The 22927-nt window shown below is 70.9% G+C and carries 19 protein-coding genes, 1 rRNA gene and 1 pseudogene; 10 read left to right on the top strand and 11 right to left on the bottom strand.

Annotated elements, in window-relative coordinates; genetic code table 11:
• Positions 1-335: 335 nt before the first annotated feature.
• On the top strand, positions 336-902 hold the full coding sequence (locus tag ACFYOP_RS00105) for a DJ-1/PfpI family protein (protein WP_356898106.1): 567 nt from the start codon (positions 336-338) through the stop codon (positions 900-902).
• Positions 903-948: 46 nt separating this feature from the next.
• Here ACFYOP_RS00105 and ACFYOP_RS00100 read toward each other — a convergent pair whose 3' ends face one another.
• A complete protein-coding gene (locus ACFYOP_RS00100) occupies positions 949-1620 on the bottom strand; it encodes an HAD family hydrolase (RefSeq protein WP_356898105.1) in 672 nt (223 codons plus the stop codon).
• Positions 1621-1675: 55 nt separating this feature from the next.
• Positions 1676-2182, bottom strand: a complete 507-nt coding sequence (locus tag ACFYOP_RS00095; protein ID WP_356898104.1) for a DUF6912 family protein — start codon at positions 2180-2182, stop codon at positions 1676-1678.
• Between the two features lie 277 nt (positions 2183-2459).
• Here ACFYOP_RS00095 and ACFYOP_RS00090 point away from each other — a divergent pair, with 277 nt between their 5' ends.
• The gene (locus ACFYOP_RS00090) at positions 2460-2888 is read left to right on the top strand and encodes an Rv3235 family protein (protein ID WP_356898103.1); all 429 of its coding nucleotides are present in this window, start codon (positions 2460-2462) and stop codon (positions 2886-2888) included.
• A gap of 616 nt (positions 2889-3504) precedes the next feature.
• Here the strand turns inward: ACFYOP_RS00090 and secA are convergent.
• Positions 3505-6321: a preprotein translocase subunit SecA gene (secA, locus tag ACFYOP_RS00085; RefSeq protein ID WP_356898102.1), complete on the bottom strand. Its 2817-nt coding sequence runs from the start codon at positions 6319-6321 to the stop codon at positions 3505-3507.
• 239 nt (positions 6322-6560) lie between these two features.
• On the opposite strand from secA, the gene ACFYOP_RS00080 reads away from it, so the two are divergent.
• Both ACFYOP_RS00080 and ACFYOP_RS00075 read left to right on the top strand, forming a co-directional pair.
• A complete protein-coding gene (locus ACFYOP_RS00080; protein WP_356898101.1) occupies positions 6561-7136 on the top strand; it encodes a GNAT family N-acetyltransferase in 576 nt (191 codons plus the stop codon).
• Positions 7137-7182: 46 nt separating this feature from the next.
• Positions 7183-8343 carry a DNA glycosylase AlkZ-like family protein gene (locus ACFYOP_RS00075; protein ID WP_356898100.1) on the top strand — a complete coding sequence of 387 codons (1161 nt, stop codon included), beginning with the start codon at positions 7183-7185 and terminating at the stop codon, positions 8341-8343.
• 25 nt (positions 8344-8368) lie between these two features.
• Here ACFYOP_RS00075 and ACFYOP_RS00070 read toward each other — a convergent pair whose 3' ends face one another.
• The 7 genes from ACFYOP_RS00070 to mtnA form a co-directional block, all read right to left on the bottom strand.
• The gene (locus tag ACFYOP_RS00070; RefSeq protein ID WP_356898099.1) at positions 8369-9133 is read right to left on the bottom strand and encodes a response regulator transcription factor; all 765 of its coding nucleotides are present in this window, start codon (positions 9131-9133) and stop codon (positions 8369-8371) included.
• Positions 9134-9339: 206 nt separating this feature from the next.
• A complete protein-coding gene (hpf, locus tag ACFYOP_RS00065; RefSeq protein ID WP_356898098.1) occupies positions 9340-10032 on the bottom strand; it encodes a ribosome hibernation-promoting factor, HPF/YfiA family in 693 nt (230 codons plus the stop codon).
• A gap of 334 nt (positions 10033-10366) precedes the next feature.
• Positions 10367-11104 carry a ComF family protein gene (locus tag ACFYOP_RS00060; protein WP_356898097.1) on the bottom strand — a complete coding sequence of 246 codons (738 nt, stop codon included), beginning with the start codon at positions 11102-11104 and terminating at the stop codon, positions 10367-10369.
• 82 nt (positions 11105-11186) lie between these two features.
• On the bottom strand, positions 11187-13040 hold the full coding sequence (locus ACFYOP_RS00055; protein WP_356898096.1) for an LpqB family beta-propeller domain-containing protein: 1854 nt from the start codon (positions 13038-13040) through the stop codon (positions 11187-11189).
• The gene (gene mtrB / locus ACFYOP_RS00050; protein WP_356898095.1) at positions 13030-15027 is read right to left on the bottom strand and encodes an MtrAB system histidine kinase MtrB; all 1998 of its coding nucleotides are present in this window, start codon (positions 15025-15027) and stop codon (positions 13030-13032) included. Before mtrB ends, ACFYOP_RS00055 begins: the two co-directional genes overlap by 11 nt.
• A gap of 1 nt (position 15028) precedes the next feature.
• Positions 15029-15718, bottom strand: coding sequence for a two-component system response regulator MtrA (gene mtrA / locus ACFYOP_RS00045; RefSeq protein ID WP_319020203.1), 690 nt, complete (start codon positions 15716-15718; stop codon positions 15029-15031).
• Positions 15719-15722: 4 nt separating this feature from the next.
• Entirely contained in the window at positions 15723-16868 is a 1146-nt protein-coding gene (mtnA, locus tag ACFYOP_RS00040; RefSeq protein ID WP_356898094.1) for an S-methyl-5-thioribose-1-phosphate isomerase, read from the bottom strand.
• Between the two features lie 182 nt (positions 16869-17050).
• Here mtnA and ACFYOP_RS00035 point away from each other — a divergent pair, with 182 nt between their 5' ends.
• The 6 genes and pseudogenes from ACFYOP_RS00035 to ACFYOP_RS00010 all read left to right on the top strand — a co-directional run.
• Positions 17051-18265, top strand: a complete 1215-nt coding sequence (locus ACFYOP_RS00035) for a hypothetical protein (protein ID WP_356898093.1) — start codon at positions 17051-17053, stop codon at positions 18263-18265.
• Positions 18266-18269: 4 nt separating this feature from the next.
• Positions 18270-18956, top strand: a complete 687-nt coding sequence (locus ACFYOP_RS00030; protein WP_356898092.1) for a DUF4129 domain-containing protein — start codon at positions 18270-18272, stop codon at positions 18954-18956.
• The gene (locus ACFYOP_RS00025) at positions 18953-20179 is read left to right on the top strand and encodes a DUF4350 domain-containing protein (RefSeq protein WP_356898091.1); all 1227 of its coding nucleotides are present in this window, start codon (positions 18953-18955) and stop codon (positions 20177-20179) included. The genes ACFYOP_RS00030 and ACFYOP_RS00025 overlap by 4 nt, the downstream gene beginning before the upstream one ends.
• Positions 20176-21159 (top strand): MoxR family ATPase, encoded by a 984-nt coding sequence (locus ACFYOP_RS00020; RefSeq protein ID WP_356898090.1) that lies wholly within the window; start codon positions 20176-20178, stop codon positions 21157-21159. Before ACFYOP_RS00025 ends, ACFYOP_RS00020 begins: the two co-directional genes overlap by 4 nt.
• 8 nt (positions 21160-21167) lie before the next feature.
• Positions 21168-22478 (top strand): DUF58 domain-containing protein, encoded by a 1311-nt coding sequence (locus tag ACFYOP_RS00015; RefSeq protein ID WP_356898089.1) that lies wholly within the window; start codon positions 21168-21170, stop codon positions 22476-22478.
• Between the two features lie 32 nt (positions 22479-22510).
• A pseudogene (locus ACFYOP_RS00010) lies at positions 22511-22786 on the top strand (contact-dependent growth inhibition system immunity protein); the annotation flags it as partial.
• A 49-nt stretch (positions 22787-22835) separates the two neighbouring features.
• Here the strand turns inward: ACFYOP_RS00010 and rrf are convergent.
• Positions 22836-22927: ribosomal RNA gene (gene rrf, locus ACFYOP_RS00005) — 5S ribosomal RNA — on the bottom strand; the annotation flags it as partial.

Raw genomic sequence — 22927 nt, 5'->3', positions numbered from 1 at the left:
AGGTGAAGGGTGCGACGGATCGCCGCGGCCCGGGGTGTCCGGTCGCAGTCGACGTTATGCCGCGATGAGAGTCGTCCGAGCCGTAATCGGCCAATTCTGTCTGGCGGAGACAGTCCGGACGGGAGGGGTCAGCGATCGCCCGGACGCTGTGGCACTCCGGGCGCAGGCCGGGGGCTTCGCTGCCCCCACGGCGTATCGCGCTGATCACGCCCCCAGGCTATCCCGCCGCACCCCCGAACCGTCATGAGCCGTATGTGTACAAAAGCGGGGCCCGAAGTTTGACACTCTGGACAGCGACACAGGGCCCTTCTGCAACCAAGCAACCGGGAGCAGCCATGACCACGAAGATTCTCATCGTCACCGGGGACGCCGCGGAGTCCCTGGAGGTCCTCTACCCCTACCAGCGGCTGCTGGAGGAAGGGTACGAGGTGCACATCGCGGCCCCTGTACGCAAGAAGCTGCAGTTCGTCGTCCACGACTTCGAGCCGGGCTTCGACACGTACACGGAGAAGCCGGGCTACACCTGGCAGGCGGACCTGGCCTTCTCCGAGGTGGATCCCGGGGCGTACGCCGCCATCGTGATCCCCGGCGGGCGGGCGCCCGAGTATCTGCGCAACGATCTGGAGCTCCGCAAGATCCTCAAGGCGTTCTTCGACTCCGACAAGCCCGTGGCCCAGATCTGCCACGGCCCGCTGCTGACGGCGGCGATCGGCGGCCTCGCGGGACGCCGTGTCACGTCCTACCCGGCGCTGGAACTGGACATGCAGGCGGCCGGTGCGTCGTTCCAGGACCTGGAGGCGGTCGTCGACGGGCTGCTGGTCTCCTCACGCGCCTGGCCGGACCATCCGGCGTGGATGCGGGAGTTCCTCAAGGTGCTGCGGGCGACGGCGCCGGCCACCTAGGCGGAGCGGTGTCGGGCCGGACGGCTCCGCGGGCCGGCACCGCTGCTCAGGAGGCGAGGCGCAACGCCTCCTCCACCGCCTCTGCGAGGGTGTCGACCACGGGCACGCCCACGGACTCCAGGCTGGACCTGCTGTGCGAGCCGCCCGTGAACAGCACCGCCCGGGCGCCGACGTGCGCGGCCGCCAGCGCGTCGTCCACCGCGTCGCCGATGACCACCGTGCGCTCGGGCACGACCGTCGTGGCCAGCGCCCCGAGGTGGCGCTCCATGTGCAGCGCCTTGGTGCCCCCGGACGGCCCGGTCCGCCCGTCGACGCGTATGAAACGGCTCTCGATGCCGTAGTCACGGACCACGGGGACCAGCTGGTCGTGTCCGTACATGCTCAGCAGGGACTGGCTCCGGCCGGCGAGCTGCCACTCGTGGAGCAGCTCCTCCACGCCTTCGGTGAGCCCGCAGCCGATCCGGTGCTCGACGTAGTGCCGGTGGAACGTCTCGTCCATGACGGTCCACTCGGCGTCCGACGGGAGGCGGCCCATCAGCCGCTCGTAGAAACGCGGGATCGGGACGCAGTACAGCTCCCGGTAGCGCTCGAGCGTGATCGGCTCCAGGCCTATCTCCGCGAAGGCCGCGTTCGTCGCCTCGATGACCGCGCTGATGTCGTCGAGCAGTGTGCCGTTCCAGTCCCAGACAAGGTGTGCCTGCGTCCCCTTCATCCCCATGCCGAGAACCGTACAGGCCGGGTACGACACCGAGGCCTGGAGCCGGGGGCGCCGGTCAGCCGACGATGCCGGGGATCTCCTGCACGCCGAACCAGAGCAGTTCGTGGTCCTCCGCGCCGTCGACGGTGAACTGCGCGTCGTCGTCGCCGTGGTCGGCCGCGCCGAGCGCCGCCACCGCGGCGGAGACGTCGGCCTCCGCGTCGTCGGAGTCGACGTGGACGGCCGCCGCCTTGGCGATCGGAACGGCGGCGGCGATCCGCACCTCACCGAGCGCACCCGCGTCCAGCGCCCGGTCGGGATCGGCGACGGCGTCCTGGTCCGGTACGTCGAGGGCGACCACGACGCGGCGCCGGGCCGCGTCCGGCATACCGGCCAGCAGACGCAGGGACGCGGCGGCGGCTCGGCTCAGCGCGGCGTACTCCAGCTCCTCGATGTCGTCGGAGACGTACCACTCGCGCAGACCGGGCGTGACGGCGTAGGCGGTGAGCGGGCCGGGACCGAGTTCGCCGGCCTTGTGCGCCGCTGCGAGACCAGGAAGGGTCAGAGGGACGTAGACACGCATGCCAGGCCGCTTTCGTAGTCGGAGAACGCCATCAGGATACGTGCGGCGTCCCCCTTCGGAGTGCCCTCCCGAGCCTGCTCGGCGTCCACCCCGTACACCCTCGACGCCGTCCCCGCCCGGTGCGGGCGGGCCCTCGTCACCCTGATAGGTGACTTTCGCGGGACGGTCCGCCGGGGCTCCGGTCCCTTTGCGGCGCGGGTCCGCACGCCATAGAAGTTCCCCGTCGAAGCTACTTCCCGGTACCGAGCCCGGGACCAGCACATCGGGGGCTCTCCGTATGGACAGGACCAGGCCCGCAGGCCGCCACGACCAGCGCAGGCCCGCCGCACACGCGGCGGCGGCGCTGACCCGCGCCCGCGGCAGGCAGCACAAACCGCACTACTGGTTCGCCGACCGCCTGCTCGCGGTACTGAGCGGCCGGCGACCCGTGCACTGGATGCTCGGGCACACGATCGGCGAGGCGTACGAACAACTCGTCCGCCTCGCCCCGGACACCCCACTGCTCCCCGCGGACCGGGTGACCCCGGTCGTCCGCCACTGCGGCGAGTTCCACCCGGGACCGGGCGTCATCGAGGCCTTCGCCCGCATCGGCTCCGGCGAACGCGTCACCGCCATGGCATTCCGCCTGGAACAGGGCCCGGACCTCCGCTGGCGCTGCGCAGCAGTAGAACTGGGCGGCGAACGCACGGGCCCGGACGCACGATGAGCCGCCTTTGCTCGGCCGGACCTGCCGTTGCAGTCGGGGCCCGGCAGGACCGCGGGAGCCGGTCCCGCACACCGCAGGCGGCCACGACAGCCGCACACCGCCGGGCCGTGCCTCCCCTGGGCCGCGGGCTGCCCAGGTCCCCCACCCCTGTGGGCAAGCCCTCACCGCCGCGCCCCGCCCTTGGCGCCCGGCTGTGCGGCCCGCAGGGAGGCCAGGGCGGGCCGATGCGGCCGGGGAACGTGTGCGAGGCCGCCCGAGGGGCGCAATGCCCCCGCATGGGGCCGAGCGGGCACCAGCGAAGCGGGCGCCGGCAGTGCCAACTCGCCGGCTGCCCCTGTGGCGTCCCCCTGGCCCGTCTGCGGGCAAACGGGGCCCCCAAGACCCCGGGCGGCCCCGAGCCGGACGCCCAGGGCCCACGTTTCGGGTTCGGAGCGGTACGGGAGTGGAGCCCCGTGGACGGGCCCGGGAAGGGGCGGGCTGCGGAATCACCCGCCCCGCAGCACCCGCACCCGCACCCGCACCCGCACCCGCACCCGCACCCGCACCCAAACGCCGCCGGGCCGGACACCTCACGGTGTCCGGCCCGGCGGCCCCGGATACGACGCCCGTACCCGCGTTACTTCTTGCGACGGCGCCCCGCCGTCTTCTGCGCCTTACGGCGCTCCGCCCGCGTCATCCCGTCGGACTGCGACCGCGCCGCCCCGTCGCCGTTCTCGAAGTCGCCTTCGACGACACCGCCTTCACCGTCCACCGTGGGAGCGGAGAAGTGCAGCCGGTCGGGCCGCTGCGGCGCCTCGAGCCCCTTCGCGCGGATCTCGGGACGGGCCGCGCCCGTGGCCACGGCCTCCTCCTTGGTCAGCGACGTCTTGTCCGCCGCCTCGACCGGGACCTCCTCGACCTGCTGCTCGACCTGGACCTCCAGGTTGAACAGGTAGCCGACGGACTCCTCCTTGATGCCCTCCATCATGGCGGTGAACATGTCGAAGCCCTCGCGCTGGTACTCGACGAGCGGGTCCTTCTGGGCCATCGCCCGCAGGCCGATGCCCTCCTGGAGGTAGTCCATCTCGTAGAGGTGCTCGCGCCACTTGCGGTCAAGGACGGACAGCACCACACGCCGCTCGAGCTCGCGCATGATGTCCGAGCCGAGCTGCTTCTCGCGCGCGTCGTACTGCTCGTGGATGTCGTCCTTGATCGAGTCGGCGATGAACTCGGCGGTGATCCCGGCACGGTCGCCGGCCGCCTCCTCCAGCTCGTCGACCGTGATCTTCACCGGGTAGAGCTGCTTGAACGCGCCCCACAGGCGGTCCAGGTCCCACTCCTCGGCGAAGCCCTCGACGGTCTCCGCCTGGATGTAGGCGTCGATCGTGTCGTCCATGAAGTGGCGCACCTGCTCGTGCAGGTCCTCGCCCTCGAGGACGCGGCGGCGCTCGGCGTAGATGACCTCGCGCTGCCGGTTGAGCACCTCGTCGTACTTGAGGACGTTCTTACGGGTCTCGAAGTTCTGCTGCTCGACCTGGGACTGCGCCGAGGCGATCGCGCGCGTCACCATCTTGTTCTCGATCGGGACGTCGTCGGGCACGTTGGCCATCGACATCACGCGCTCGACCATCTGCGCCTTGAACAGACGCATCAGGTCGTCACCGAGCGACAGGTAGAACCGGGACTCCCCCGGGTCGCCCTGTCGGCCGGAACGGCCGCGCAGCTGGTTGTCGATACGGCGGGACTCGTGCCGCTCGGTGCCCAGCACGTACAGACCACCGAGCTGCTTGACCTCGTCGTGCTCGGCCTCCACCGCCGCCTCCGCGCGCTCGAGCGCGGCGGGCAGGGCCGCGGCCCACTCCTCGACGTGCTCGACGGGGTCGAGACCGCGCTGGCGCAGCTCCGCCTCCGCGAGGTCGTCCGGGTTGCCGCCGAGCTTGATGTCCGTACCGCGGCCGGCCATGTTCGTCGCGACGGTGACAGCGCCCTTGCGGCCGGCCTGGGCGACGATCGTCGCCTCACGGTCGTGCTGCTTGGCGTTGAGGACCTCGTGCTGGATGCCGCGCTTGTTCAGCTGCTGCGAGAGGTACTCGGACTTCTCGACCGAGGTGGTGCCGACGAGGATCGGCTGGCCCTTCTCGTGCTTCTCCGCGATGTCGTCGACGACGGCGGCGAACTTGGCGACCTCGGTCCGGTAGATCAGGTCCGACTGGTCGAGCCGGACCATGGGCCGGTTCGTCGGGATGGGCACGACGCCGAGCTTGTAGATCTGCTGGAACTCGGCGGCCTCGGTCATCGCCGTACCGGTCATGCCGGAGAGCTTGTCGTAGAGACGGAAGAAGTTCTGCAGGGTGATCGTGGCGAGCGTCTGGTTCTCGTCCTTGATGTCCACCCCTTCCTTCGCCTCGATCGCCTGGTGCATGCCCTCGTTGTAGCGGCGGCCGGCGAGGATACGGCCGGTGTGCTCGTCGACGATCATGACTTCGCCGTCGATGACGACGTAGTCCTTGTCCTTCTTGAAGAGTTCCTTGGCCTTGATGGCGTTGTTCAGATAACCGACGAGCGGGGTGTTCACCGACTCGTAGAGGTTGTCGATGCCCAGCCAGTCCTCGACCTTGGCGACGCCGGCCTCGTGGATCGCGACGGTGCGCTTCTTCTCGTCGACCTCGTAGTCGCCGGTCTCCTCGATGCCCTTGAGCTGGTTTCCCGCCTCGCCCCTGGTCAGACGGGTGACCAGCTTGGCGAAGTCGCCGTACCACTTGGTGGCCTGGTCGGCCGGGCCGGAGATGATCAGCGGCGTACGCGCCTCGTCGACGAGGATCGAGTCGACCTCGTCGACACAGGCGTAGTTGTGGCCGCGCTGGACGAGCTCGTCCTGGGACCACGCCATGTTGTCGCGCAGGTAGTCGAAGCCGAACTCGTTGTTCGTGCCGTACGTGATGTCGCAGTTGTACATCTCGCGGCGCTGGGAGGGCGACATGTTGGCCAGGATGCAGCCGACCTCGAGGCCCAGGAACTTGTGGACCCGGCCCATCATCTCGGAGTCGCGCTCGGCCAGGTAGTCGTTGACCGTGATGATGTGGACGCCCTTGCCGGACAGGGCGTTCAGATAGGCGGGCAGCGTGCCGACGAGGGTCTTGCCCTCACCGGTCTTCATCTCGGCGACGTAGCCGAGGTGCAGCGCGGCGCCGCCCATCAGCTGGACGTCGTAGTGGCGCTGGCCGAGCACGCGCTTGGCCGCCTCGCGGACGGTCGCGAACGCCTCGGGCATCAGGTCGTCCAGGCTCTCACCGTCTTGGTACCGCTGCTTGTACTCGTCGGTGAGCGCCCGCAACTCGGCGTCGGAGAGGTTGACGAAGTCCTCTTCGATGGAGTTGACCTGGTCCGCAATGCGGTGCAGTTTGCGCAGGATCTTGCCTTCGCCTGCACGCATGAGCTTGTTGAAGACGGACACTGAGGTTGGTCTCCTTGCCGGTCGGGCCTGGCACTGGGTCTGTGGTGGACACTGGCGCGGGCACGGCAGGTGGGCCCCACCGCATCGGCCATCGTAAGCGAGGACCCCGCCGCGTCGGGAGGTCCATGGCCACTGAGACCGGCTGTCCGCCATCAGATGAACGCGCGGGGGGCGCGGAAGGTGCCGGGATCACGGCAAAAGTGCTCGCATCGGGCTGCCGGGCTGACCAGAATCCTTGTATGGAGCCGACCACACTCACCACCGAACGCCTGCTGCTGCGGACCTTCACTCCCGAGGACACGGAGGCGGTCCACCAGGCCTGCCAGGATCCGGACATCCAGCGGTGGACCACGGTTCCCTCCCCTTACGAGTGGCAGCACGCGGCCGAGTTCACGGAGCGCATCGTCCCGGACGGCTGGCGCAACGGCACCATCTGCACCTTCGCCGTGCTGCCGCGCGCGGGCGGCCCGCTGATGGCGTCGGTCGCTGTGACCATGCGCACCTTCTCGGGCACCTGGGAGATCGGCTTCTGGACGGGCAAGGAGCACCGGGGCCGGGGCGTGATGGCGGAGAGCGTCACGGCCGTGTCCCACTGGGCCTTCACCAGGCTGGGCGCCACCCGCGTCGAGTGGCGGGCCGAGGTCGGCAACACCGCTTCCCGGGCGGTCGCGGAGAAGGCCGGTTTCCGGATGGAGGGGGAGCTGCGGGCGGCGCTGCTCAACAAGGACACGCTGCGGGACGTGTGGATCGGCGGGCTGCTCCCGTCCGATCTGGGCCTGCCCTGCGACGTCGCCCATCTCCCGGCCCGCTCCTGATCGTCCGCCGGCGGGGTTGTCAGTGACGCCCTCTATCGTGCGGGGCATGACGACGCCGCCGCCCACGCTCGAACTCTCCGCCGACGAGGCCCGCCGCATCGCCCTGCGCGCCCAGGGATTCCTGGGCGCGCCCGACCGGCGCGGCGGAGTGCGGGGCGTGCTGCGCCATCTCGGCGCCGTACAGCTCGACACGATCTCGGTGCTGGCGCGTTCGCACGAGCTGATTCCGTACGCGCGGCTCGGCGCCGTCGGCCGCCGGGCGGTCGAGGACGCGTACTGGACGGAGGGGCACAGCTTCGAGTACTGGTCGCACGCGGCGTGCATCCTGCCCGTCGAGGAATGGCCGCACTTCGCCTTCCGGCGCCGCGCCTACCGCGCCCGCCCGCACTGGTACCACGACCTGCCGGACGGCGCGTACGACGCGGTGATCAAGCAGCTGCGTGCGGAGGGCCCGCTGACCGCGACCGGTCTGGGCGGCGCGAACAACGGCGGCGAGTGGTGGGACTGGTCCGCCTCCAAGGTCGCCGTCGAGCGCGCGCTGATGTACGGCGAGGTGGTGTGCACCGAGCGGCGCAGCTGGAAGCGGGTGTACGACCTGGCGGAGCGGGCGATCCCGGACGCGCTCCTGCACGACGACCTGGACGACACCGAGTGCCTTCGCCGTCTCGTCCGGCTGGCGGGTGAGTCGCTGGGCGTGGGGACCCGCGCCGACCTCGCGGACTACCACCGGCTCAAGGGCGAGCAGTTCGACGCGGTGGTCGCGGATTCGGGGCTGGTGCCGGTGTCGGTCCAGGGCTGGGCCAAGCCCGCCTGGGCCGATCCGGCGGCGCTGGCCTCGCCGCCCCGCGGCCGCCACCGGACGACTCTGCTCTCGCCGTTCGACTCGCTCATCTGGGAGCGTGCGCGCACCGAGCGGATCTTCGGCTTCACCCACCGGCTGGAGGCCTACGTGCCCAAGCCGAAGCGGGTGTACGGCTATTTCGCGATGCCGCTGCTCGCGGGCGGGAAGCTGCTGGGCCGCGTCGATCCGGCGCGCGAGGGGACGACCCTGGTGGCCCGGCAGGTGTCGCTGGACACGCCCAAGGCCGTGGCGCCGATGGCTCAGGCGCTGCGCGAGGCGGCCGAGTGGGTGGGCTGCGACGCGGTCCGCGTCGAACGGGTCGACCGGCCCGAGCTCACCGCGGACCTGGTCAGGGCGCTGGGCTGAGCACGGCGCCGGGCCGAGCGCCCGGCTACCGGATCTCGAGGATCTTCTCCCGCATCGCGTAGACCACGGCCTCCATCCTGGAGTGCAGCTGCAGTTTCTCCAGGATGTTGCGCACATGGTTCTTGACCGTGTTCTCCGAGATGAACAATTCCTTGGCAATGTCGCGGTTGTTCATGCCGGTGGCCACGAGCTTGAGCACCTCCAGCTCCCGTTCGGTGAGCCGGGGCGCCGGCACGAGCCTGCGCTCGTCGGTGCGCTGGATCATCGACTTGAACTCGGTGAGCAGCTTGGACGCCATGGACGGGCTGATCTGCGACTGCCCGTCCGCCACCGCGCGAATGGCCGTCGCGACCTCGTCCGTGGAGATCTCCTTGAGGAGATAGCCGGTGGCCCCGGCCTTGATCGCGTCGTAGAGATCGGCCTCCTCGTCGCTGATCGTCAGCATGATGATCTTCGCGCTGGGGGCCACCTCCTTGATGCTGGTGCACGCCTCGATGCCGCCTCGCTTCGGCATCCGGACATCCATCAGCACGATGTCCGGCAGCAGATCGGCAGCCTTGTCCACGGCCTCCGCGCCGTCCCCGGCCTCGCCGACGACCTCGATGCCCTCCTCGTGCGCGAGGACGATCTCGAGTCCTCGCCGGAACAGCGCGTGGTCGTCCACGACGAGAACCCGGATCGGCTCCTTTCCGGAGCCTCCGGTCACCTCGTCGCAGGGCGCTTCGGTTTCTGCGTGCGTGTCACCGGGGTGGTTCGCGCCGCCATGCACCGGACCGAATCCGTCCGCCATCGTTCCTCCCCCTGAAGGCCGTGGCCCGAAGATCATGTGCGGTTCGCCAACGTCTTTACGGGGCGCACCGGTTGCTTGCGACGTCATGCTTTCATGCCCGGGCGTCGGGGTGCTGTTCCCGCGGTCGCACGAGGGTGCCCCTGGGGGCGCTCAACGCGCTCCAGGGGCACCGGATTCGTCACCGACGGACCGTGCGGAATGCGGCGTCAGCCGCCGAGCGCACCTCCGGCGCCGCCGGCCTCCGACCCGGCCAGGGGGTCGGTCTCCAGGTGGATGACGCCGTAGTCATAGGCGTGCCGCCGGTAGACGACACTGGGCTGCTTCGTCTCGGAGTCGACGAAGAGATAGAAGTCGTGCCCGACCAGCTCCATCTCGTAGAGCGCCTGGTCGAGCGTCATCGGTGCCGCGATGTGCAGCTTCTCCCGCACCACCAGTGGCCCTTCGCCCTGCACCTCGATCGACCCGATCCTGGTGGTGGGGACGGTCTCTGCCACTTCTTCGGTGAGCGGCTTGCCGTTGGTGGCGCTCAACTCGGCCACGCCAGGGACGGAATCGGCCACATCGGCTGCGGACAGACGGCCGCTGCCACGTCGGTTGTGGCGCTTGTCGTGCTGCTTGCGAAGCCGTGCCTCCAGCTTGTCCGTCGCGAGGTCCAGCGCCGCGTACGGATCGGAGGCCGCAGCCTCTGCCCGGATCACCGGGCCGCGCGAGCGGAGAGTGATCTCCACACGGTCGGAACGGTCGGCCTGCCGCGGGTTGGGCTCCTTGGACACCTCGACGTCCAGGCTGATCACCTTGCCGTCGAGCTTCTGGATCTTCTCCAGCTTCAGCTTCTCGGCCACGTGCTTGCGGAACCGCTCGGGCACCTCGGTCTTGCGGCCCTTGACGACGATGTCCACGCAGAACTCCGTTCCCGGATTCGCCCCGCCCGCTCAGCGGCTGCGGAGCATCTCCCTCTTGCACCAGGCTCCGGCGTTCTCCGGAGCCTCGGACTTGGCGACTTTCACCTCCTCCTCCCCAGTCGACAAGATCTCCACCCACCCAATTTCGGAGGGACCGCCGCCACTCGTTTCCCTGCCGGGAAAAACGGCAGCCCATTCGGTGAGTCAGGCTCTCGCCTTTCCTCACACCCGAACATAGCTCTCTCGGACGGGTGTCGGCACCCGCTACCCGGAGGTACCTCCGATCAGGCGTTTTTGCCCTCTTATCACCTGCAACGATGCAGGTTCCCAGTCAGTTCCGGTTTAATTCGAGGGACAGGGGTGGAACGGCGACGACTGCGGCGCTCTGCCGCACCGCCGGAACGGAATCCCGCCCTGTCCCGGGCCTTGTGACGGCACTCAGTGCCCGAGCCGCCTCGACCAGCGTCGCCCCCGTCGTCATGAGGTCGTCCACCAGGACCGTCCTGCCGCCCGCGAGAAGGCGCGCGCCACCGGCTCGCACCTCCAGCGCCCCTGCCACGTTGGCGAGCCTCTGGCGTGCCGTGAGCCCCGCCTGGTCGGCCATCCGGCGCCGCTGCCGCAGCACCGGCAGCACTTTCACGGCCCTGCCCGTGCGCCTCAGTTCACCGGCCGCCGCGAGCGCGATCCGCCGTGCGGCGTCCTGGCCCCGCGCCCTGACCGCGCCGGGCGCCGACGGCACGGGCACCAGGAGCAGCGGGCCGCCGGACACCGCCGTGTCCGCCACCGCCGCACGTACCGCTCCGGCCAGCGCCAGGCCCAGCGGGCCGGCCAGCCCCAGCGCGCCCCGCTCCTTGTGCGCGAGGAGCACGGCGCGGACCGAGTCCGTGTAGGGCGCGGCCGCGTGCACCATGGGCAGCCCGGCCGGCTCGGGCACCGGCCTGGCCCGGCGCGCGGTGCGTCCGTGCAGGAGGCGCGCGCACTCCGCGCACAGCTGCGTACGAGGCGCACCGCAGCCGCCGCAGGCGGCCGGGAGCACCAGGCCGGAGATCTCACGCCACCACGCCCTCATGGAGACCACTGTGGCCGCGGCGGCGAGCCGCCCGCCACCCCTGTGGACAACCGCGGCAGGACGCCCGGCAGGAGGGCGGGAGCTACCCCGGGTAGACCGGCGAGGTCCCCTTCTTGACCAGCGTCTGCCAGTTGGCTCCGGCGGGCAGCCGCACGATGCCGTCCTCCAGCGAGTACGCCACCAGCGGCTGGCTCTCGTCGTCCGACGCGGCGACCGCCTTCACCTGGTTGAGGCCGGGCAGGATCCCCTTGGGGACGGTCGAGCCGTCCGTCTGGATGTAGCGCACCTGCTGTACGCCGCCGGCCTCCCTGCCGACGACCACGAGCCGGCTCGGACCCGCCCAGGAGGCGGCCGTCACGGTCTCCATCTGCGGCGCGGCACGACGGAGTTCGGTGACGGTCACCACGGTGTCGTCGCCGCCTCCGTGCCGTTCCACCCGCCCGATCCTCAGCGTCGTACTGCCGTCCTTCGTCAGCAGCAGCGCGATGCGCACTCCGTCCGCCGACACCCGCACGGCCTCGATCCGCGCCCCGTCCAGGCCCGGAACGATCTTGACCGGCACCGGGGTGTCCGCGCCTCGCGCGAGCCGCTTCAGCTCCGGCTGGGCCGGATTCCGGTCGGCCACCCACAGATCACCGCGGCCGTCCCAGCTGGGTGCGGACAGCCGGTTGTCGATCCCCTTGCCCGAACTGGTGAGCACGGGCGCGTCCAGCTCGCTGTTGGAGACGATCGAGGCCACGTACAGACTGCTGGCGTCCGCGGAGACGGCTGCGGCCCTGTGCTCGTCCCTGGCCACACCGACCGTGCCCAGCTTGAGGCGGCCGTCGCCGAACGGCCCCACCACGTTCTGCGGTTCCTCCACCTCCGAGGCGCCGGCCGCGATCAGCGCCAGCCGCTGCTTGCTGTCCACGAAGTACTGGTGGTCGGGCCGGCCCGAGGTGCGGTCCGGCGCGTACCCCTCGGCCTGCCCCGCGTTCATCACGCACAGCTGCGAGCCGTTCGAACGCAGCAGCTCCACGTGCTCGAGCCTGGCCGACGAGAGGTCCTTGATCGTGAACAGGATCTGCGCGGCCATCTTCAGGCACTGGGTGCGTCCCACATTGGACGCTTTGTCGTCGAGGGGGACCTTCAGGCCGTTGCGGTCGTCGAAGGACAGTGACGTGGTGCCGTCCTTGAGCGTCATCGCCGTGCCGCTGGGGAACCGCGACTCGACGACCGGCTTCAGCCAGTCCGTCGGCCCCTCCAGCAGCGCCTTGACCGCCTGCGTCACCGGGTCCATCCGGGTCACCGGATCCTGCCGCTGCCGGATGTAGACCGGGTCGGCGACCATGACGTCCCGCCCGGAGGCGAAGTAGTACTTGTTGACCGTCCGGTAGTTGCGCTCGAAGTCGGACGCGCCCAGCAGCAGCCCCGCGGGCAGGCTGTCGATACGCCACTGCTTTCCGTCGGGTCCGGCCTTCTGCGACAGATGGATCGTCCTGCGGTACTCGCTCGGCGTGACCGGCTGATAGGCGTGCTGAGCGTCGACCGTGGCGATGTGCCGGCCGAGCAGCGGATAGCTCATGCCGGGAGTGTCCCGCCCTCCGGGTATGGGCGCGCCCGGGTCGGGGGCCGCCGCCAGCACCGTCGTGCTCTCCTCCGGCCGCCACTTCTTCGACGCCTCGGCCGTCAGATATGAGCGTGCCGTGTCGAAGTTGGTGTCGTCACTGGTCATGGCCTCCAGGAAGCCCGTGACGATCTCGTCGGGGGAGGCGTCCTTCCGCGGCGGCACCGCGTAGACCCGCACCTGCGAGTCGGCCCGCTGGGACGCCTTCACCGGGTGGACGTCACCGGAATCCGGCATCGAGGCGCACCCGGCCAGCAGCACACCGCTGCAGCCGAGCAGTGCCGTTGCCCGCCGCAGTCCCGGCCCGTTACGACGGCGGTCAACGCCCACGAGTCGTGTCCTCCCGCTCCGATGAACTCCTTGCGGCGGGGGTGGTGCCCCGCTCTCCTGACGGTCGTGCGACCACGCGGGACCCGTTGCCCGGCAGCGCCGTCGGGTCCACCTCGGGGGGCGCCGTGCGCGGCGGCAGCGGGGAGCGGTCCGACGCCGTCTGAACGGGCACGGACGTCAGCCGGTGCCCGTTCACCTCGGGACCCGCCGGCGCACCGGCACGTTCCCGGTTCTGCCGCGAGTCCTGCGGCTCCAGCGGTATCGGGGAGCCGCGCAGCGGCTCGTCCGCGGTGCGCGGCAGGGTCAGACGGAACTGCGAGCCGCCGCCCGGCTCGCCCCACGCCTGCAGCCAGCCGCCGTGGAGCCGCGCGTCCTCGACGGCGATGGACAGTCCGAGGCCGGTGCCGCCCGTGGTCCGCGCCCGCGCCGGGTCGGCCCGCCAGAAGCGGTTGAAGACGCGGGTCGCCTCGCCCGGCTTGAGTCCCACGCCGTAGTCCCGCACGGCCACGGCGACCGCGCCGCCGGCCACCGCCATGCGGACCACGACGTCCTTGCCGTCGCCGTGCTCGACGGCGTTGACCACCAGATTGCGCAGCACCCGCTCGACGCGGCGGGCGTCGGCCTCTGCCACGACCGGCTGCTCGTCGCCGACCACCCGTATCCGGCTGCCCTTGCGCTCCGCCAGCGGCTCGGCACCGCCGATGACCCGCCGTACGACCTCACGCAGGTCTATCGGCTCGGCCTCGAGGGCCGCCGCTCCGGCGTCGAAACGGCTGATCTCCAGCAGGTCGGCGAGAAGGGACTCGAAGCGGTCGAGCTGGTCGCCGAGCAGCTCCGCGGAGCGCGCCGTCACCGGGTCGAAGTCGCTGCGGGCCTCGTGGATCACGTCGGCGGCCATCCGCACGGTCGTCAGGGGCGTACGCAGCTCGTGCGAGACGTCCGAGACGAAACGGCGCTGCATCCGGGAGAGCTCCTCCAGCTGCTGGATCTTCAGCTGAAGGTTCTGGGCCATCTTGTTGAAGGCTTCACCGAGCCGGGCGATGTCGTCCTCGCCGGTGACCTTCATGCGCTCCTGGAGCCGCCCCGCCGCGAGGCGCTCGGCGATACCGGCCGCCATCCGCACCGGGGTGACGATCTGCCGCACCACCAGCCAGGCGATCGCCCCGAGCAGCACGACGACGAAGAGCCCTGCGGTCGCCAGAGTGCCCCTGACCAGGTTGAGCGACTGCTCCTCCTGCGCCAGCGGGAAGACGTAGTACAGCTCGTACGGGTTGCCCTCGATGTCGTTCAGCTGTGTGCCCACGACGAGCCCGGGCTCCGGTTCGAGCACGTTGTCCGTGTACTGGATGCTGAGGTACGTCTCGAACGTCCCCGCTTCCTCCCTGACCTCGTCCCTCAGCTCCTGCGGAATGCTCGCCGGGTCCACGGCCCCGGACGTACGCGGCGCGCGGCTGGTGCCGGCGCCCTGCGCGTCGGCGCTGAGCGCGACCACGTTGAAAGCGCCCTGGCCGCCGCTGGACAGCTGCACCACGAGATCGGAACGCCACGTGCGCGCGTTCGCGCCTTCGCCGCTGTCGTCGCCTCCGCCACCGGGACCGATCGGGGCGTTCGCCTTCTCCCTGGCCACGGCGAAACCGCCGGCCGCCTGGCTCTGCGCCGCCTTGCTCTTGGCGTCGAGCAGACCGTTGCGGACCTGGCCGATGACGACGAATCCGAGCAGCACCACCACGCCCAGTGACATGAGCAGGGTGCTGACGACCACCCGTAGCTGGATGTTCCGCCGCCACAGCCGCACCGCGGGCAGCAGCGGACGCCTCACCCAGCGCATGACGAGCCGCGGCACCGGCCCGTTGGGGGCGCCTTCCTGGAGCAGCCGTCCGCCGTGCAGCAGTCGGCCGAGACGCCTGGCCCCATGCCCGGCTCCGGCAGCCCGCCCCTTGTGGGCCGCCGGCTCGCCGGGCCCGGAAGCAACGCTGCCGCCGGGCATGTCAGCTCGGCCCTGCCTTGTAACCGACACCACGGACGGTCACCACGATCTCCGGGCGCTCCGGGTCCTTCTCGACCTTCGAGCGCAGCCGCTGCACATGCACATTGACCAGCCGGGTGTCGGCGGCGTGGCGGTAACCCCACACCTGCTCCAGCAGCACCTCGCGGGTGAACACCTGCCAGGGCTTGCGTGCGAGCGCGACCAGCAGATCGAACTCCAGCGGAGTCAGAGCTATGGACTGCCCGTCCCGCTTCACGGAGTGGCCCGCGACATCGATGACCAGGTCACCGATGGTCAGCTGCTCCGGCGCCGGCTCCTCCGACCGCCGCAGCCGCGCCCGGATCCGGGCGACCAGCTCCTTCGGCTTGAACGGCTTGACGATGTAGTCGTCGGCCCCCGACTCGAGCCCGACAACGACGTCGACCGTGTCGCTCTTGGCGGTCAGCATCACGATCGGAACGCCGGACTCGGCGCGGATGAGCCGGCACACCTCGATGCCGTCCCGTCCGGGCAGCATGAGGTCCAGCAGCACAAGGTCGGGTTTGGCCTCCCGGAAAGCGGCAAGCGCCTTGTCACCGTCCGCTACGAACGACGGCTCGAAACCTTCACCACGCAGCACAATGCCGAGCATCTCGGCCAGTGCGGTGTCGTCGTCGACGACAAGGACTCGTCCCTTCATAAACGCAATCATCCCATTAGCTAATCGTTACTTGGCGTGACCTGGCACACAGCTCCGCAATTCCGACACCCGTGACCGGCGACAACGCCCCTTCCTCGGTGACGATCGCGGTCACCAGATCGGGCGGAGTGACATCGAACGCGGGGTTGTACGCCTGGGTTCCCACAGGGGCCACGGACAGCCCGCCGCTTCCGGCGCCGGCCACTGCGGACTGCGGGGATGTTACCTCCGTCACCTCGCGCCCCGGCCGCTGCTCCACCTCGATCGCGGCGCCGTCCGGTGTCGCCAGGTCCACCGTCGTCGTCGGCGCGACCACGACGAACGGCACATGGTGGTACTTGGCCAGGACCGCCAGCGGATAGCTGCCGACCTTGTTGGCCACCGATCCGTCCGCGGCGATCCGGTCCGCGCCGACCAGTACGGCGTCCACCTCTCCGGCCGCGAAGAGCGAACCCGCGGCGTTGTCCGTCAGCAGGGTGTAGGGCAGTCCGTTGCGCGCCGCCTCGTAGGCGGTCAGCCGCGAGCCCTGCAGCAGCGGGCGTGTCTCGTCCACCCAGAGCCGTTGCAGTCGCCCCGCCCGGTGCGCGGCGAGCGCCACGGCGAACGCCGTCCCCTCGCCGCCGGACACCAGCGCCCCGGTGTTGCAGTGCGTCAGGATCCGGTGACCGCCGCCGGGCAGCAGCTCCTCCAGCAGCGCCAGTCCGTGCGCGGCCATCCTCGCGCTGGCCTCGGCGTCGCGGCGGTGCAGTTCCCGGGCCGCAGTGAGCGCCGCCCTGGCGGCCCCCTCGGCGCCCGCGCCCTGCTGGAGCGCCGCCCGGTGCGCGGACTCGGCCAGCCGCACCCCGTACCCGAGGTTCACGGCGGTGGGCCGCGCACTCGCCAGCAGCTCGGCGGACTCCTCCACGTCGAAGCCCCGCAGGGCGGCGAGCGCCACGCCGTAGGCGCCGGCGATGCCGAGGAGGGGTGCCCCGCGCACGGCGAGCGTCCGGATCGCCCGTACCAGCGCGGGAACGTCGGTGCAGACCAGCTCGGCCTCCTCGGCGGGCAGTCTGGTCTGGTCGAGAAGTACCAGTACGGGCCCTTCGGGTGGCTCGTCCCAGCGCAGCACCGGAAGCTTCGCCGGCTCGGCGACCACCTGGTTTTGTACGTGCTGATCAGCCATCCGCCCAGTCTGCCCGGTGGGACTCCGACAATGAAGGTGCGAAGGTGACCCGGCCGCCGGTCCGCCGACCGGCCACGCGTGGCACGATGGCAGCCAACCAGCTGCCCGCAGAGGCGGCGGGGCACCGTGAACGTGCCGGCTCGACGAACCGGCCCCGACACCAATCCATGAGGTGGACGACCGTGAACGACACCCCGGGCTGGGCATCGCCCGGATCGGCTCCCTCCGAAGGTCAGAACACCGGCGTGCCGCATCCGGCTCCGCCTGCCGACGGAAACGGTCCCGCCTCGAAGTGGTCCAAGGAGCAGCCCGCTCCCGGCCAGTGGTCCGCGCCCACTGGCCCCGGCCAGGCCCCGGGGCCGCCGCCGGGATGGGGCGGCGGCGGGTACGGCGGCGGCTGGGGCCGGCCCCCGGCCGTGGCCAAGCCGGGAGTCATCCCGCTGCGCCCCCTGGGCGTCGGTGAGATCCTCGACGGCGCGGTGTCGACGCTGCGCGCGCACTGGCGCACGGTCCTCGGTGTGACCGTCACTGTCGCGGTCATCTCCCAGATCTCCAACATCCTCGTGGACCGCTACCTGCTCCCGGAGGTGCCGGCCGTCGATCCCGACGCGACTCCCGAGGAGGCCCTGGAGCAGTCGCTCGACTCCATGCAGGCGAGTCTGGTGGCCTTCGGCCCGGCCCTGCTGATCATGCTGATCGGCACGCTGCTCAGCACCGCACTGCTCACCGTGGTGATCAGCCGCTCCGTCCTGGGCCGGCCGGTGACCCTCGCCGAGGCGTGGCGCGAGGCCCGGCCGCGGCTGCCGCATCTGCTGGGGCTCACCCTGCTGCTGCCCCTGGGCAGCATCGCGATCATGACAGTGGGTGTGCTGCCCGGTGCACTCATCGGCGGCGCGGGGATCCTGCTCTCCGTGCTGGGCGGGCTCGCCGCGGTCGTCGTCATCATCTGGCTCGTGATCCGCTTCTCCCTCGCGTCCCCCGCACTCGTGCTGGAACGCCAGGGCGTCATCGCCTCCCTGCGCCGCTCCGCCAAGCTGGTCCAGGGCACCTGGTGGCGCATCTTCGGCATCACGCTGCTGACCCTGCTGCTCGCCTTCCTCGTGAACCTGGTCATCATCCTCCCGTTCACGGTCATCGCCTTCGCGGTGGACGGGCCCGGGCTGAGCGAGCTCTTCACCGGCGCCGCCCCGGACTTCGGCTGGACGTTCCTGATCATCACGAGCATCGGCTCCGTGATCGCTTCGTCGATCACCTACCCGATCACCGCGGGCGTGACGGTCCTCCTCTACGTGGACCAGCGCATCCGCCGCGAAGCGCTCGACCTCGAACTCGCCCGCGCTGCGGGTCTCCCCGGTTACGGTTCGGCACCGCCCGACGCCGGACCCACCGGAGGCTGATGCGGTGTTGGGCACGGGGGGCGCGACGGCAGCACTGCTGATCCGGGCGAGCGACGACGTACCGGTGGACATCCCACGCGTTCCCGCCCGCGAGGCGGCGGAGCGGGAGCTGTCCCGGCCGATGTACCACGAGAACGACCCGAACCTGCTCGAACGCGCCCTCAACCGCTTCTGGGAGTGGGTCGACGACCTTTTCGGCGCCGCGTCGGGCGGGGCCCCGGGAGGCACGCTCGGGCTGATCGTCATCGTCCTCGTCGTCGTCGCCCTGGCGGCGGCCCTGTGGTGGCGGCTCGGTAAGCCCCAGCGGGCGGCGACCGGTTCGGACTCGCTGTTCGACGACCGCCCGCGTGATGCCTCCGCACACCGCGCGGCAGCGGACAAGCACGCCGCCGCCGGCCGCTGGAACCAGGCCGTCCAGGAACGGATGCGCGCCATCGTCCGGTCCCTGGAGGAACGGACGCTCCTCGACCCGCGGCCCGGCCGCACCGCGGACGAAGCCGCCGCGGAAGCGGGCCGCCCGCTGCCCGACCACGCCGACGAACTGCGCACGGCCGCCCGGACCTTCGACGACGTCACGTACGGCGGCCGCACCGCCGACCGGCGGGCGTACGAACAGCTCCGGGACCTGGACCTCGCGCTGGAGCGCGCCAAGCCCCTGACCGCCGGCGCTGCACAGGGAGCGGGCGAATGACCGGGCCGACCAGCACCTCCATGTCGCCCTCCACCCGCCAGGTGTGGAACCGGGTGCGCGGCCTGCTCCTCGTCGTCGCGCTCCTCGTCGTGGCCGGCATCGCCATGGCCGCCCTGCAGTCCGGCGACCATCACGGGCGGCTCGACCCGCGCTCGGCGGACCCGTACGGCAGCCGTGCCGTCGCCGAACTCCTCAAGGACCGCGGCGTCTCGACCCGCGTCGTCACCACCCTCGACGACGCCACCGCCGCGGCCGGCCCGGACGCCACGATCCTCGTCGCACAACCCGACACGCTCACAGACACCCAGCAGCGGGACTTCCGGTCCGCGACGGCCACGGCCGGCGGCCGTACGGTACTGGTCGCACCGGGTTGGGCGTCCGTCGAAACCCTGGCCCCCGGCGTCGCTGTCGACACCCCGGCCGATGTCTCCGTCCGCGGCCCGCAGTGCGACCTCGCCGCCGCCCGGAGCGCCGGCAGCGCCGAAGTCGGCGGCGAGCGGTACACGGTCGACGCCCCCGGCACCGACAGCTGCTACCCGAGCGACGGACTGCCCTCCCTGGTCAGGATCCCCGCCGAGAACGACGGCGACACCGTCCTCCTGGGCTCCCCCGACATCCTGGTCAACGATCGTCTGGACAAGCACGGCAACGCCTCTCTCTCCCTGCAACTCCTCGGGTCCCGACCCGAGCTGGTCTGGTACATCCCTTCGCCGGCCGATCCCTCCGCGGTGGAGCCTGCGGACGGGGAGGGCGACGACACCGGCGGCCGTGACGCCGAGAGCGAGAGCGAGGACCCGTTCTTCGACCTGATCCCCGGTGGCTGGCTGTGGGGCACTCTGCAACTCGCCCTGGCCGCCGTCCTCGCCGCCGTCTGGCGTGCGCGTCGGCTCGGCCCCTTGGTCAGCGAACGGCTGCCGGTCGCCATCCGCGCCTCGGAAGCCACCGAAGGACGCGCCCGCCTCTACCGCAAGGTGAACGCCCGGGACCGTGCCGCCGCCTCGCTCCGTGCCGCCACCAGAACCCGCCTCGCCCCACTCCTCGGCGTCTCCGCGGCCGAGACCCACTCACCCGACGCCCTGCTTCCCGCGGTCTCGGCGCACCTCCCCGACGGGGAGCACGACACCCGCGAGCTGCTCTTCGGCGCGCCCCCGGCCGACGACGCAGCCCTTGTACGACTCGCAGGCCAACTCGACGCCCTCGAAAGAGAGGTACGCACCTCATGAGCGCCCCGACCCCCGAGACAGCCGAGAGCTCGGACCGCGCACGCTCCTCCCTGGAGGCCCTGCGCACCGAGATCGCCAAGGCCGTCGTCGGCCAGGACCCCGCTGTCACCGGTCTCGTCGTGGCCCTGCTCTGCCGCGGCCATGTCCTCCTCGAGGGAGTCCCCGGCGTCGCCAAGACGTTGCTGGTCCGCGCTCTGGCATCCTCCCTCGAACTCGACACGAAGCGCGTCCAGTTCACCCCCGACCTGATGCCCAGCGATGTCACCGGATCCCTGGTCTACGACACGCACACCTCACAGTTCTCCTTCCAGCCCGGGCCGGTGTTCACCAACCTCCTGCTCGCCGACGAGATCAACCGCACTCCGCCCAAGACGCAGTCGTCGCTCCTCGAAGCGATGGAGGAGCGCCAGGTCACGGTCGACGGCACCCCGCGCCCCCTCCCGGAGCCGTTCCTCGTCGCAGCGACGCAGAACCCTGTCGAGTACGAAGGCACCTACCCCCTTCCCGAAGCTCAGTTGGACCGGTTTCTTCTCAAACTGACCGTGCCTCTCCCCTCCCGCGAGGACGAGATCAATGTCCTGACCCGGCACGCCGACGGTTTCAATCCGCGCGACCTGGAAGCGGCGGGGGTGCGTCCCGTCGCCGGCCCCGCGGAACTGGAAGCGGCGCGTGCCGCCGTAGCCAAGACATCTGTCTCCGCCGACATCGCCGCCTATGTCGTCGATATCTGCCGTGCCACCCGCGAGTCCCCCTCACTCACTCTGGGCGCCTCTCCCCGAGGCGCCACAGCCCTGCTGTCCACCGCCCGTGCCTGGGCCTGGCTCACCGGACGCGACTACGTCATCCCCGATGACGTGAAGGCCCTGGCACTGCCCACCCTTCGGCACCGGCTCCAACTCCGGCCCGAGGCGGAGATGGAGGGAGTCACCGCCGACTCCGTCATCACCGCGATCCTCGCCCACGTCCCCGTCCCCCGCTGAGGCGACCGATGGCCCTCACCGGACGGACTGCGCTCCTGGCCGCTCTCGGCTCTCTCCCCGTGGGCATCCTCGCCCCGAGCTGGACGGGGATGCTCGCTGTCAACGCGCCTCTCTCACTCGCAATCCTGTGCGACTACGCCCTCGCCGCGCCAGTGCGAACGCTCCGATTCACCCGAAGCGGTGACACAACAGTTCGACTCGGTGACGCCGCCAAGGTCGAGCTGACCGTCGCCAATCCCTCCGGACGCACGCTGCGGGCCCACATCCGTGACGCCTGGCCGCCCAGCAGCTGGCTGCCGGGCACGGGGCAGGCCGCCTCGCGCCACAGGCTCACCATTCCGGCAGGTGAGCGCCGCCGTCTCACCACGGTCCTGAGGCCCACACGACGGGGCGACCGCCGGGCCGAACGCATCACCGTCCGCTCCTACGGCCCCCTGGGCCTGGCGGCCCGGCAGGGAAGCCACAAGGCCCCCTGGACGGTCCGCGTGCTGCCGCCGTTCACCAGCCGGAAGCACCTGCCCTCACGACTGGCCCGCCTCCGCGAACTCGACGGCCGCACAAGCGTCCTCGTCCGCGGGCAGGGCACCGAATTCGACAGCCTGCGCGACTACGTGCCCGGGGACGACACACGTTCCATCGACTGGCGGGCCACCGCGCGCCGGTCCACGGTCGCAGTCCGCACCTGGCGGCCGGAGCGTGACCGTCACATCCTCATCGTCCTCGATACCGGTCGGACTTCGGCCGGTCGAGTGGGAGACGTGCCCCGCCTGGACGCCGCGATGGACGCCGCACTGCTTCTCAGTGCCCTCGCCGCCCGCGCCGGCGACCGGGTCGGCCTGCTGGCCTACGATCGCCGCGTCCGCGCGCAGGTCCTCGGCCGCTCCGCCGGCGACATCCTGCCGGCGCTCGTCAACGCCTTCGCCCCGCTGGAGCCCGAGCTCGTCGAGACCGATGCCCGTGGTCTCAGCGCGGCCGCACTGCAGAACGCTCCCCGCCGGTCCCTTGTCGTCCTGCTGACCAGCCTCGAAGCCGCTCCGGTCGAGGAAGGGCTGCTCCCCGTACTTCCCCAGCTGACCCAGCGGCACACGGTCCTCGTGGCGTCTGTGGCCGACCCGCACATCGAGAAGATGACCGGCGGCCGGGGCTCCGCCGAAGGCGTCTATGACGCCGCTGCGGGTACGCAGGCCCAGGCCCAGCGCCGCCGGTCGGCAGAGCAGCTGCAGCGCCACGGCGTGACGGTCGTGGACGCGACACCGGAAAAGCTCGCCCCGGCCCTCGCCGACGCCTACCTCGCGCTCAAGGCCGCCGGGCGTCTCTGAGGCGCGTTGAGATCTCCGTAGACAATCAGGCCATGACACGACGCCTGAACCGTGACCGCTCCCTTGAAGAACTTGAACACGCCTGCTGGCCGGCTCCGGAAGCCGACTCCACCCGCCTTATCGCCACTGCACACGCCTTGCGGCGTCGACCGATCGGCGAGCTGACCGTCGAGGACATGCGCTTGTTGATCGGGCAGAGCATAGGGCTGCCCTACCTTCTGCCACTGGCAGTGGAGGTACTGCGGGAGAACCCGATGGCAGAGGGGCACATGTACGAAGGTGATCTGCTGTCCGCGGTCCTCACCAGGAACGCAGAAAAGCCCCGCACCAGAGGTGCGGGGCCTTCCCACAATAATTGTTCGGCGGCGTCCTACTCTCCCACAGGGTCCCCCCTGCAGTACCATCGGCGCTGAAAGGCTTAGCTTCCGGGTTCGGAATGTAACCGGGCG

It is taken from the genome of Streptomyces sp. NPDC006294 (genome assembly GCF_042870895.1).
GTDB lineage: Bacteria > Actinomycetota > Actinomycetes > Streptomycetales > Streptomycetaceae > Streptomyces.
The sequence above is the reverse complement of the archived record's forward strand: the minus strand, read 5'-3'. Positions and strand labels throughout refer to the sequence as shown.